This window comes from Sorangium sp. So ce1014, assembly GCF_051521505.1.
Taxonomy (GTDB): Bacteria; Myxococcota_A; Polyangia; order Polyangiales; family Polyangiaceae; genus Sorangium.
Genome location: NZ_CP150356.1, coordinates 5,585,269 through 5,597,738 on the forward strand (window position 1 = coordinate 5,585,269; position 12,470 = coordinate 5,597,738).

Consider the following 12,470-nt stretch of genomic DNA (forward strand, 5'->3'; position numbering starts at 1 on the left):
CGCGCAGCGGGGTCATCGGGGCTTCGCGGCGTGGCGCGAGAGCGCTCACGGGTGCGCGATGAGCAGCAGCATCTGCGCGCGCGCCATCACGCACTCCAGCGCCAGCCGGAGCGTCTCGGGATCCAGCGCCGCGAAGCTCTCATCGAGGATGATGAGGTCCGCCCCCTGGAGGAGGGTCCGCGCGACATAGAGTCGGCTCTTTTCTCCGTGCGAGAGCTGCCAGCCTGTCTCACCCACCATCTGCATCATGCCCCCCGGCATCCGGTCGAGCAGCCCCCCCAGGCCGAGCTCACGGCAGAGATCCTCGGCCTCCTCGAGGTCCACGATCCGGGGTGGCCACTGCCGGCCGAGCAGCAAATTGAAGGCGAATGGCGCCGAGAGGATGTGATTCTCGTGGAACTGAGGCGCGGACGCGACGTGACGTCGCCAGCCCGCGAGGCCGAGCGTGGACCTGTCGAGCCCGCGAATCAACAAGAGCCCCTGGCTCGGGACGCGCAACCCCGCGACGATCGCGCCGAAGGTGGACTTGCCGCTCCCCGAGGCGCCCTCGAGCAGGAGCCGCTCCCCGGCGTGGACCTTCAGGCTGCAGTCGCGCAGCGCAGGCGCGTGTCGCCCGGCGTGCCGGAACGAGACGGACTGCGCGTCGAGCAGGATCTCGCTCGGCGCGGCGCTCCGGCGCGAGACGGTCGCGAGCGCCGCCGTCGTCGTCACCTCGGCGCGGGCCGACGCGCGCTGGAGCGGGGCCGCCTGCTCCCACGCCACGGCGGCGCCGAGCAGATCCGCGAGCCCCGTGACGAGCGTGCGGAAGGCGCGGAAGCCGAGCAGGATCCCCCCGAGCGCCACCGCGAGGGCCGAAGGCGCCGCCGTCCCCGCGACGAACGCAGGCCCGAGCGTGGCGACGCCCACGACCAGCCACCCGCGCGGCACCATGACCGCCAGCAAGGCGTACACGCGATCGAGTCGCCTGGACGACGCGAGGTAGCGCTCGAGCGCCAGATCGTCGGCCTCGTACCAGCGCTCCGGGTCCTCCTGCGCCACCCGCGTCCTGTGCCCCACGATCTTCTCGATGAGCGCGTGGGTCATCTCCAGCCGCGCGCGCGTCCATCGCCGGCGCTGCTGCAGGTAGATCGCCGCGACGATCGCGGTCAGCCCTGCCCAGGCGGTGAGCCCGAGGAGCTGCGCCAGCCCGCTCGGCCCGGAGCCGAGCACGAACGCCGCCATGAGCAGCTCGACCACGGCCACGACCCAGATCAGCCCGCCCCCCACGGTGAGCGCCTCGAGGGCGTCGGCCTCGATCACCCGGCCGAGCAGCTGCCCCGCGCCCTCGTGCCGTATCTCGCCCGGATCGAGCAGCAGCGACCCGGACAGGAGCCGTTGCTTGATCACGTTGCCCAGCTCGACCCCCACGAGCCCCGCGAGCCAGCCCGACAGGACCCTGAACGGCAAGGTGCTGAGGAGCAGCAACGCCCACGCGATCAGCCATGACAGCTCGATGTGCCCGGCCAGCACGCTGCGCCCCACGACCCACCAGGAGAGCAGGAAGAGGGCATACTCGACGGCGCGCGCGAGGAGGAGCACGGCCAGCTTTGGCCCCCACCGCGCCTGGGCGAGCAGCCCTCGCAGCCCGGTGTCCGGCGAGCGGCGGAGCAGGAAGCACCCCCGGATCACGGTGCCGCCGAGCTGCTCGCGGAGGATCGCGTGGCGCGCACGATCGCGCCTTCGCTGCGGGACGGCGGCGGACTCGAGCGCGAGCTCGACCGCGGGCAGGAGCGGCGTCTCGACGATCTCGCAGAAGGCCGACCGCACCGCCTCGAACGCGATCTCGATCGGCTCGTCCTCCGTGGTGCGGAGGCACACCCTGCCCCGGCGGACCCCGACGAGGACGAGAAAACGCGGCTCGGGGCCGAAGAGCCGCAGGATGGCCGGCCCCGCGTGGCGAACGAGATCGTCCACGTCCTTGTAGCGGGCCTCGACGAACTCGGCCTCGAGTCCGAGCCAGCTCGCCGCGCCTTCCATCCATCGCGTGAGCGCGAGGCCCCCGGGCTGAACGAGATCGGCAGGCGGCGCGGGGACCCCCGTGGCGCGCACGGGGAGCCCGGCCGCGCGCGCCAGGACCTCCAGCGCCTCTCCCAGACGGAGCAGAGGCCAGCACACCTGCGGCGGGAGGGAGCTCACGAGGGGCGCTCTTGCTCCACGACGCGGCCACCCGCCATCCGCAGCCGGCGCCATGCGGCGCTCGTCCAGATCTCCTTCCGGACCTGCTCCTCGGCGTCGAGCAGGGCGCGGTACCGCGAGCCGGCGCGCGCCGCGAGCTCGGCGGGAGCGCCGTCCTCGACGACGCGCCCGTCGTCGACCACGACGACGCGATCGAAGGCGTGCGTCTCCGCGAGATCGTGGGTGATGCAGAGCATCGTCGTACCTGCCCAGGCCGCGCGGCTCCGCGCGAGCAGCGCGCGGCGAAGCTCGCGGTCGAGCCCGCGGAACGGCTCGTCGAGCAGGGCGAGCCGCGGGCGCGCGCGCAGGAGCGCGCGGCCGAGCCGCACGCGCTGCCCTTCCCCTCCGGAGACGAGCGCGCCGCCCTCCCCGAGCGACGTCTGCAGGCCGTTCGGCATCGCCTCGAGCACGCGCGAGAGCTCGACCTCCTCGATCACGCGCCCGACGCCATCGAGGCCGCCGGCGCCGTAAGCGAGGTTGTCAAGGAACGAGGTGTTCCAGAGCTGGACCGAGGGATCGACCCACGCCGTCCGCCGCCGCAGCGCCTCGAGCCGGGCGGCGCCGAGCGGCTCCTCGTCGACAAGCACCCGGCCCGCGCTGGGGCGGTGCCAGCCGAGGAGCAGGCCCACGAGCGTCGACTTGCCCGCCCCCGACGCGCCCACGACCGCCACGTGCTCGCCCGGCGAGATCGCGAGATCGACGCCCCTCAAGATCCGGTGTCCGGCGGCGACGACCTCGACCCCCTCGAAGCGCAGCGCCACGGGCGCGTCCTCGTCGAGCGGGGGCTCGGCCCGCCCATCGCCGCTCGGCTCGCGAGGCTCCTCCAGCGCTCCAAGCGGCTCGAGCAACCGCAGCGCGACGTTGCGGAGCGGCGGGAGCTGCCTGGCCAAAAGGGCGATCTCCTGCCCGATCGCCGGGATGTTCAACGCCCAGAACAGGAGGAGGAGCGTGCCCGACGTGCCCTGCATGCGGTGCAGGCAGCCGACGAACATCCACACGGCGAAGCCGAGGGCGATCAGCGTGCTGAGGAGATCCGTCGCCACGACGGCGCGCAGCAGCCCCTTGGCGGCCCTCGCCCACTCGACGAGCAAGCCCTCGTGCTCCCTGCGGACCAGCCGCTCTCCGCCGTGCGTGCGGACGGCCGTCAACCCGAGCAGCGCGTCGAGATAGAAGCGGGTGAGCGCTCCGGCGTGGTTGCGCACGCGCAGGTCGCGCTCCATGAGCGGCGTCTGGACGACCAGGGGGACCAGGATCGACGCGGCGGCCGCGGCGAAAGCGACCGGGGCGCTCTCGGGGTCGAGCCAGGCGATGCCGACGGCGCAGAGGACGATCTCCAGCGTATGGCGCAAGAACCTGCCGGCGAGCTCGGGGATCTGGCGGAGCCTGTGGCTGTTGTGGCAGCGCTCGGCCATGTCGGACGTCGGACGGCTCTGGAGGTAGCGGTCCCCGAGCCGGGGGATCTTCTGCACGAAGGCGACGCGCAGGCGCGCCTCGATGTGGCGCCCGAGCCAGCCGGTGCCGAGCGCGATGGGCACCTCGAGGAGCAGCAGGACGCCCAGGAAGAGGAGCAGGGCGCCCAGCGCACCCAGGCGTTGCTCGAAGAGCACGAGCCTCGCGCCCACGTCGAGCAGGCTCTTGAAGAAGAGCGCCATCGCCGCCACCCCCACCGCCGTGACGCCGATGCCGGCGGCGAGCATCGAGGTCGGGAGCAGGCCAGTCTCGCGGACGAGGCGCAAGAGCTCCCTGCCAGGGCGCGCGTCGGGCTCCCGCAGCGCCGCTCTGAGCTCCGGAGAACGCGGCGCCGGGACGGGGGCGCCGTCGCCCGCCGCTGCCCTCCGCACGCCGCGCACCGCGACGAGCACCGCCCCGCGCAGCGCGAGGTGCTCGACGCCGTCGGGCGCCTCCGGCGCGGGGCGGACGCACCAGAACATCTCGGGGATGACCGAGGTCTCGTCGCCTTCGGCCGCGGCTGCTCCCGCCTCGCGCACGAGGTGCTCGAGCAGCCGAGCCGCCCTGGGGCCGTAGCCCAGGCCGCCGGACGCGGTGATCGAGTCGACCATCCTCACCGCGGCGTCGAGCCTCGCCGTGCCCATCCACCCGGCCTCCGCGAGCGCCTCGCCGACAAGCCGGGCCCCGCCGTCCTCGATCCCGACGCGGGTGCACCGCTCGCGGAGCACCCGCAGGAACGCCGGTGACCCCGAGAACGAAGCCCAGTCCGAGGCCGGGATCGACGATGTGTGAAGGTACACGTCCTCGAGGAGCCCGCGGCGCGTGATCCAGCGGCGGCCCGACGCCGGATCCATGAGCTGCACGAACGGCCCGAAGCGCCTCCAGAGCACGACGAAGTGCGGGGCCCCGCTCGGCACGCGCACGACGAGGAGCGCCGGGATCGCCTGTGCCTCGGGGAGCAGGAGGTGATCGATCGGCATCATCACCTGCTCGGCCTCCAGGCCGAGCTCGATCGCGACCTCCTCGATCGTGTCGATGGATGTCCCGTCGACGTCCGTCTGGCATGCCTCGCGCAGCCGGCCGTAGCTGACGTGCACCCCGAACCCTTCGAGCAGGCACTTGAGCGACGCCGGCCCGCAATCCATGGCCGACGTCTGCACGACCTCCGGGGCGATGAAGCGCCGACGCGTCATCACGGATCAGCGGCTCGCCCCGTCGCCCGCCCAGCCACGCTCGAGCATCCGGCCTGCGGCGCGGAGCACGAGCTCCGCCGGCAGCACCCGCTCGACCTCCACCTCCACGGCGCCCGGGAGCCCGTGCTGCATCGGGATCGCCGGCGGCCCGCTGCCCGCGATGCTCAGCTCCACCCGCACCTTCCCGTCGCGAACCTCGCTGCCGACGCTCTCGACCGAGAGCGGCAGCGTGCCATATTCGGCCCACGGGAACCCGGCCAGACGCAGCCGGGCCGCCTGGCCGGGGCGAACGCGCCCGAGCACCACCTCCGGCGAGAAATCGGCGGTGACCTGCAGCTGCCCGGGGGGAACGACGGCGCCGAGCCGGGCCCCCTTCGCCACCACCGAGCCGGCCCGGAGCGCCGCGACCTCACCCAGCTTGCCGCTGACCGGGGCGCGGATGCTCCGCAGCTCGATCTCGTGCTGCAGCGCCTCGATCGCCACGAGCTCCTGCGCCTTCTGCCCTTGCAAGAGCTCGATCTCCCCCGAAAGCTTCGCGATCTCCGCCTCGATCTCGCTCCGCTTCAGGCGGCTCTCCGCGTCGACGCGACCGACCGCCACCTCCAGCGCATCGGCGCTGGCGCGCTTCAGCCGCCCCTCGGAGATCATCCTGGCGAGATCGGCCGCCGAGACGAGCGCCTGCTCCCGGAGCGCCGCGGACCGCTGCGCCTCGGACTGGGTATACTCGGCGAGCACCATGGCGCCCCGGTGCTGGGCGCGCGCCTCCGCGACCTGCGCCCGCGCGACCCGCTCGTGCTCGCCGAGCGCCCGCGTCCTTGTCTCGACCTCGCGATCCAGCGGCCCGAGCTGCGCCGTGACGCTCTCGACGCGAGCCCGCTTTGCAGACAGCTCGATCTCCAGCGCCCTTGTATCGAGCACGACGAGCACCTCCCCCGCCTCGACCCACCGGTCGAGCACGAGGCTCGACGACACAACCCGCCCTTCGACGGCCGGCTCGACCGGGTGCGTGGCCACCTCAACCTCGACGCGCGCCTCGGAGCTCACCGCATAGACCGAGACGCGAAAGAGGAAGAACCACGCGCTCCACAGCCCGCACAGCAGCACGGCGACGACAAGCACCTGGATCGGGCGGCGAGCTCCGTCGGCGCCCAGGGCGCGAAGGGAACGGTGAAAAGGTGCAGACATACCGCTGTTCTGTACGAGAGCGACTGGGGGGGCGCGCCTTCAGCGGGGAAGATCCGCCGCCGGGCCCGTGATCTCACGGCGCGGCTGGCGCGGAGCCGTCCCCGCCCGACACCTGCGTGGACGCTCGGCCTCGACGATATCACAGGCGGGCGCGAGACGCGTCCCCGCTGGGCTCAGGCCGCCTCTCTGCCCTTGATGGTGACCTTCGGCAGCACGCGCAAGAACCGCTGGTCGCCTCGCAGGTAATGGTCCAGCAGATCATCCCAGGCACGGTAGTTGAGCTCGAGCACGAGCAGCATGTAGCTCATCGCGAGGCGCTGGATCGCGGGAGAGACCGCCTTCACCTCCGACATGAACAGCCGCGGGATGCTTGTGTGATGGTACTTCTCGTTGAGCAAGATGTGCTTGTCGAGCGCCATGAACTCCCCGATGAGCTTCTTGTAAGGCTCGTCCAGCGGAGAATCGACGCCGAGCACACCTTCGGTGATGAAGATGGACACCGCGTACGCGACGGGATCCAGCACGCCGAGCTGCGTGAACACATCCACGTACGCGAAATGCAGAGGCAGCGGCTGGGCGCTCTGGATCTCAGCCTCGGACAGGCCCAGCTCGCGGCAGCTCTGGTACTCGAGCACGTCGTGCCCGACCTCTTCTGCGTAGTACCGGAAGGCCTTCGTGCGCAGCGCCGCATTGAGCCGCTTGGGCAGGATCGACGCGACGATCTCGGGGAAACGGGTCGTCACGTGGTAGTCCTGCAGGTAGCGCCCGTGCACCAGGATGACATCGGCGTCCGGCGCGCTGAGCTCCTTCAGGTACGCGGGGATCCCGACGCGGCTCGTGACGCCGCGCGCCACGCGCTCGACCTCCAGCATGAACCCGATGCCCGTCAGGCACTCCTTCGGCTCGTAGGTCGCGACGCAGAAGCGCTTGGCCCTGGAGGGATCCGTGCCGCTGACGAGGCACTCCGCCAGGCCGTTGAGGTGACGTTGCGCGTCCGGGCTCGAGTACGACCCGCCGGCCAGCTCGCTGATCAGCTCATCGAGGACGACCTCCCCTGCCTGCGCGCTCGCGAGCCGAGCCTCGAGCGACAAGAGCGCCTGCGTGCAGCACACGAGCGAGAGCGGCGCCTGAACTCGCTGGTAGAGCGCCTGCACCATGGCGATCTGCTGATAGAAGTTGTCGAGCGCCAGGATCTCGGGAGAGCTGAGCGGCCTCGTGTCGGTCACGGGCAGCGGGCGCTCCAGCGGCAGGGTCCGCGAGAACTCCAGCGTCAGGCCGAGGAAATGCTGGCGGAGAGTCCGCGCGTGAGAGAGGAGCGCCTGGCGCCCCCCGGGCCCCACGTCCGTCACGACCTGCTCGACGCAGGTGGAGATCCAGCCGCGCAGCTTCGCGATCTCGGCGTCGCGGCGGCCCTTCACCTCCGGCGCGGCGTCGCACAGCAAGCCCAGGTAATCCATCGTCTGGAGCAGATCACGCCAGTCGGAGTCCGGGGAGGCGGACAGCACCTCCTTCCACACCTTCGAGCCGGGCTCTCGAAGGGCGTCGAGCCGGCTCACGACGTCGCGCGCGGCCGTGCCCTCCCCGTGCTCGATCACGTACTCGTTGACGTCGGCGGTGACGAGCACCTCCCCGGTGGCGTCGTCGAGACGCACGCCGGAGATCGCGAGATAAGGAGATTCATACTTTGTAATATTCCAGGCTTCCATATCACTGACTCCTAGCCACAGAAATGCAGCAAGTGCACCCACAGCCGTTCAGAGCTCGCTCCCGCGAGAGGCGCGAGGAGCGCCGGGGCCGCCACCGCGGGCCCCTCCGCTGGCCGGCTCAATCCCAGATGCGAGGGATAACGCTCCCCGGCTTCCCGTAATAGTCGACGATCTGGCCATCCATGAGGACGATCGACTCGACAAGGATGCCGATGTGACGCATCACCGCCTTCTGTTCCTCCTCGGAGATGCACGGGATCTCGGCGAACAGAGCCTCGCTGATCTGACCGTGATCGCCGTCGTCGTTGATCGACGCGTGATCGAGGATGGGCTTGTAGAACGCCTCGGGCAGGCCGACCTCGACGCACCGCTTCTTGTAGGCGGCGTGGAACTCGTCGCTCACCTCCTCGAACAGGAACAGGGCCGCCTTGAACGACGGCGGATGCTGGCGCGCGTACACCCCGAGGGAGGAGCAGATCGTGAACGTCATCGGGAGCGGCACCAGCCGGTCGAGGTCCTTGCGCTCGACGCCGACGGCGGCCAAGGAGCGCTCGATCAGCCGATCGTGGTTGAGCTCCGAGGCGAAGAAATCCTGCAGGATGCGCAGCGTCGTCCTCGACTCGTGGTACGCCAGCGCCGGGGCGAGCAGCCCCGGGCACATGCGCACGATATGGTAGTACTCGAGCGCGTACCCGATGAGCGGCTCGCGCCCCAGGGTGCCGTCCACGAGGCCCTGGTAAAAGGACCGGGTGCTGAACTTTTGCCGCACGCGCGCGATGAAGCGCTGCAGCTCTCGGTAGAACTGCGCGCCTCGCTTGGCCTCCAGCGGGTTGTGGAACGTCTCCGTGAGCAGGCCGAAGCGGTCGAGATCCCGGCAGACCCGGCCCACCTCGTGGGAGAGCGACGGCAGCTCGTTCGAGAGCTCGTCCATGGATTTCCCGCCACGCAGGAGCATCTCCAGCATGCGCACCGAGTCGTCCCGCGTCTCGGGCGCGAGTTCGATCTCGTACTCCTCGTCCCGGTAACGCAGGACGCAGCTCTCGCCGTTTGCCTGCATGGTGACAGCCTCGCGCAGGCGCGGCTGTTGAAAGAAATTCGTCGTCACGGTCATGATGATCGCCTCGAAGTCAGATGGTCGACATCCTGCGCACGAGCTCCGCGCCGGTCCTCGGGGAGTAGAAGTTCCAGATGGCGGTGTAGAAGTCGTCGTACATCTCGACGAAGAGGCGCATCTGGCGCCGCAGCCGTGCCATCGTCAGATCGTCCACGTAGGGGATCTCGGCGAAGATGAGGCGCGTCAGGTTCCCGTGCTCCCCCTTGCGGTTGATGTCCGAGTGATCCCGCATCGGCTTGATGAACTTGGGAGAGAGCGAGGCCTTCTCGCAGGCCTCGATGAAGAGATCCTCCTCGGGATCCTTGCCCTCGAGCACGCCCAGCGTCGCGAAGAAGAAGATGGGATCGCTGGACGCCCAGTACGAGAGGGCATTGCAGAGCGCCAGCGTCTCGGCCAGCGGCATCATGTCCTCCACGTCCTCGCGGCTGATGCCGAGGGCGAAGATCGCCTTGATGATGATCTCGTCGTGCCCGTACTCGCTGCAGTAGAACTCGTTGATCAGCTGGCGAACCTTGGCGCTCCCGACGTAAGGCAGCACCGGAGCGTCGAAGAGGCTCTCGCGGAAAAGGAAGTGGTAATTCTCGATGGCGAGGCCGTAGAACGCGCTCTTCGGGCAGCGCTCCGGATCGCCCAGCAGGCTGACCCAGAAGACGTTGCGGTTGATGCTCTTCTCCATCAGCGCATTGGCGAGATCCTCGAGCTCGAGCAGCGCCTGGGAGCCCGTGCGCATCTTCACCTTGCCCACGTCGTCCAGCAGCTGGAAGCGCTCGAGATCCTGCAGCAAGGTCCCGAACCGCTTTTGCTGGGCCGTGTCCAGCCCACGCTGGAGCTCGCTCACGGTCCGGCTGCCGTCCAGCGCCTTGAGGAAGCCTCGAAGCTCCTCGGCGGACGATCCCTCGGGCTCCAGGGCGAACTCCACCCCGTCCCGCATGAGCGAGATCGCGTCGTTCGTGACGGAGACCTCGCAGACTAAACGCGGCTGAAAACTGGTTGATTCCAACACGTAACTGCTCTCCCTCGGCTCAAGGTTCGAGCTGTTAGGGCTCCGACCGAAACGAAAGAGCGCGTCGGGAAGCGGACACGCTCTTTCTTCTCGACCGGAGACCTCACAGCGCTGGATCGACAGACCCAGACCAACACGCCTGGCACACACGTCCGGTAACTGTCCCGGAGAAGCACGGACGTGCCTCTCCGGGACAACACTACCTGCCGGTCGGCATCACAGATGCACGGCGACGACCGGACCCGCCATGACGCCCGTCTTCAGGCGGATGCGCATGGCGCGGCTCTCGGTCGTGGCGACCGGCTTGGCCTCGGTCTTCTCAACGTTGCTCTCGACCTTGGTCTCGATCTTATTCGACATGTATTCCTCCACGGCTGCATAACGCAGCAATGCGCTCCCACCATAGGAACGCAACTGGGGTAATCGGTACTACACGAGCATCGACACGTCAAAATCTAAAATGGAAATCATGACGCTCGAATCCTGCCATCCGGACTCATTGGAACCGTCCAGCGAACCTTCAGAGCCTGTGTCATTTTCGATGGGACTTCACGCGGGCTCGGAATCTTGCGAGATCTGCCGGGCAAAAATCTGTGGGAATAAGAGCGCGTGCTGCGTGAGGCGGGAGCCGCCGCGTCGTCTCTACGGCAGAGCGCGGCACGGGCGGTGCAAGGAACATCGACAAGCCATCGATAAGCCATCGATAAGCCATCGATGAGCCATCGATGACTGTTAATTACTGTTAAAGGCGACCATTCTTCACATGGCCTGTTCCCGCGCGCTTGAGCTCGCTCATCTGGCGGGCGAGCTCAAGCGCCGCACCTCAGCGCACACGCCTCCGTCAGCAGCATTTGCATCCGATCGCGGGCAAGCAACGGCGGTCGCTGCCAAGCAACACCGGTGCCCGCGGCTGAGCCAACCGCGCCGCCGATCGGCGTGACGAGGGGCAGCACAGGCACGAACGACGCGCGGTGCATGAAGGGAGATCAGCCCCTCGCGTCGTTGATCCTCCGCGGGGTCCCCTCCCCAGGGATCGACCCGGATCAAGGAGAGTTCACCCCGTGAGCCATCTGGCGGCTGCGCGCGAGCGCCGGCCGCTCCAACCCACCCCGGAGGAGCTCTTCCTCCCCCCCTCTGCTCACCTCGCCGGCCGGTACACCTCTGGCCGAAAGATCTCCATGAACCTCTCGGGCGCCGGCAACGGCGTGAAGCCGAACCTGGCGTAAAGACCGTGCGCGTCCTTTGTGGCGAGCACGAACCGGCGGACCTTCTTGAGGGTGGGATGCTCTGCCACGATGCCGACCAGCCACTTGCCGAGCCCCTGCCCCTGGTGCTCCTCGAGCACATACACGTCGCAGAGATACGCGAAGGTCGCGCGATCCGTGACCACCCGTGCAAAGCCCACCTGACGATCCTCTTCGAAGAGCCCGAAGCACATCGACCCCTGAAGCGACTGCGCCACAAGCTCTCTCGTGATGCCGGCGGCCCAGTAGGATCGGCTGAGATAGGCGTGGATGGCCGCGACGTCGAGCTCTCGTGGATTCGAGGACACTCTGTAACGCCCGCGGCGATGCTCGCGCCCCTCTGCTTCGAGCGGGGCGGCGCGGCGGCGAGACAACCACTGAGCGACGATCTCGCGAGCCAGGCATTGCCCCGCGTCGATCAGGCGCAGATCCGTCTCGATGTGAGCCTTGATGGCGCTGAGGTCCATGCAGGCGAGGAGGACGGCGTCGGCCCCGGCCGACTTCGCCCGCAGGAGCAGGCTGTCCCAGCGCGCGCGGAACAGGGCGGGATCCCTGGAGGTCCTTGTCGCGCCGATCAGGGCGTCCACCTCTCGCTGCCAGTCGATCTCGATCGGCTGGCCGCCGCGCCGGCGAATGCCGTCTTGATAGATGCCGGACTCGACGGTCGGGCGTGCCGCGATCAGCGCGATGGAGCGCGCGGGCTCCGGGCCGGCGTCGAGCGCGAGCTCGACCATGTTCAGCAGCGGGACGTCGATGCAGGCCGAGAGCTTCGGGTAGTAGATGTGCGCCGTGTTGCAGGGGATCGCGATGAAATCGACGCCGGTCCTGGCCATGCCCTCGAGCCCCGCGCGGAGGGTGGCCTCCATCGCCGCATGATCCGTGGCGCGATCCGGATAGAAAGGTGCCGGCAGCGAGCAGATCATCATCTTCGGGAAGTCGATGTCGTCCTTCGCCCCGTACTGCTCCTGGCATTCCGTGATCACGAGATCGATGAACGGGGCCGTCGATCGCGGCCCCATGCCGGCGAGGATTCCGATGGTCGGCTGTTGCATCCTGTCTTGTCCTCCTCCGTCGCTTTCGATGCCGCGGGCCTGGCCGGCGCAGCTCGGGCAACATCACGCCGACGTACCACTGCGTGCGTCAACAGCTCAGCTGCGCACCTCCATGCGGGCGCACGGACATCTCCCCCAGCGCCCGAGCCCGGACCGTGGACCGCGCCGCCGGCGCGTGCCGGGCACGCTCGACCGCTGAGCGCCCGAGGCACAAGTGCCCATCCCAGGCCTTGTCTCGCGTTTCCGTTGTGGCTGGATGAATACGATGTCGCTTGGATGCCACCAGGGACGCCCCTCCCATGTGGCGCAG

Annotated in this window: 8 protein-coding genes; all 8 read right to left on the minus strand. The window is 69.2% G+C overall.

Annotated features, from left to right (window positions below; translation table 11 throughout):
- Positions 1-45 precede the first annotated feature (45 nt).
- The 8 genes from WME75_RS21335 to WME75_RS21370 all read right to left on the minus strand — a co-directional run bounded on the left by WME75_RS21335 (position 46) and on the right by WME75_RS21370 (position 12,160).
- Positions 46-2,175, minus strand: a complete 2,130-nt coding sequence (locus WME75_RS21335) for an ATP-binding cassette domain-containing protein (protein WP_437493778.1) — start codon at positions 2,173-2,175, stop codon at positions 46-48.
- A complete protein-coding gene (locus tag WME75_RS21340; RefSeq protein ID WP_437493781.1) occupies positions 2,172-4,856 on the minus strand; it encodes an ATP-binding cassette domain-containing protein in 2,685 nt (894 codons plus the stop codon). Before WME75_RS21340 ends, WME75_RS21335 begins: the two co-directional genes overlap by 4 nt.
- A gap of 6 nt (positions 4,857-4,862) precedes the next feature.
- Entirely contained in the window at positions 4,863-6,041 is a 1,179-nt protein-coding gene (locus WME75_RS21345; protein WP_437493784.1) for an HlyD family secretion protein, read from the minus strand.
- 173 nt (positions 6,042-6,214) lie between these two features.
- On the minus strand, positions 6,215-7,747 hold the full coding sequence (locus tag WME75_RS21350) for a hypothetical protein (protein ID WP_437493787.1): 1,533 nt from the start codon (positions 7,745-7,747) through the stop codon (positions 6,215-6,217).
- A gap of 118 nt (positions 7,748-7,865) precedes the next feature.
- Positions 7,866-8,858, minus strand: a complete 993-nt coding sequence (locus WME75_RS21355; protein ID WP_437493790.1) for an iron-containing redox enzyme family protein — start codon at positions 8,856-8,858, stop codon at positions 7,866-7,868.
- A 16-nt stretch (positions 8,859-8,874) separates the two neighbouring features.
- Complete coding sequence (locus tag WME75_RS21360; protein ID WP_437493793.1) at positions 8,875-9,792, minus strand: iron-containing redox enzyme family protein; 918 nt, start codon at positions 9,790-9,792, stop codon at positions 8,875-8,877.
- Between the two features lie 288 nt (positions 9,793-10,080).
- The gene (locus WME75_RS21365; RefSeq protein ID WP_437493796.1) at positions 10,081-10,224 is read right to left on the minus strand and encodes a hypothetical protein; all 144 of its coding nucleotides are present in this window, start codon (positions 10,222-10,224) and stop codon (positions 10,081-10,083) included.
- Between the two features lie 778 nt (positions 10,225-11,002).
- Positions 11,003-12,160 (minus strand): GNAT family N-acetyltransferase, encoded by a 1,158-nt coding sequence (locus tag WME75_RS21370; RefSeq protein WP_437493799.1) that lies wholly within the window; start codon positions 12,158-12,160, stop codon positions 11,003-11,005.
- Positions 12,161-12,470 lie beyond the last annotated feature (310 nt).

Bases quoted from the DNA above. Each gene is read 5' to 3' on its own strand.
- WME75_RS21345 (WP_437493784.1), bottom strand. From the start codon at position 6,041: ATGTCTGCACCTTTTCACCGTTCCCTTCGCGCCCTGGGCGCCGACGGA.
- WME75_RS21360 (WP_437493793.1), bottom strand. From the start codon at position 9,792: ATGCGGGACGGGGTGGAGTTCGCCCTGGAGCCCGAGGGATCGTCCGCC.
- WME75_RS21340 (WP_437493781.1), bottom strand. From the start codon at position 4,856: ATGACGCGTCGGCGCTTCATCGCCCCGGAGGTCGTGCAGACGTCGGCC.
- WME75_RS21355 (WP_437493790.1), bottom strand. From the start codon at position 8,858: ATGACCGTGACGACGAATTTCTTTCAACAGCCGCGCCTGCGCGAGGCT.
- WME75_RS21365 (WP_437493796.1), bottom strand. From the start codon at position 10,224: ATGTCGAATAAGATCGAGACCAAGGTCGAGAGCAACGTTGAGAAGACC.
- WME75_RS21370 (WP_437493799.1), bottom strand. From the start codon at position 12,160: ATGCAACAGCCGACCATCGGAATCCTCGCCGGCATGGGGCCGCGATCG.
- WME75_RS21350 (WP_437493787.1), bottom strand. From the start codon at position 7,747: ATGGAAGCCTGGAATATTACAAAGTATGAATCTCCTTATCTCGCGATC.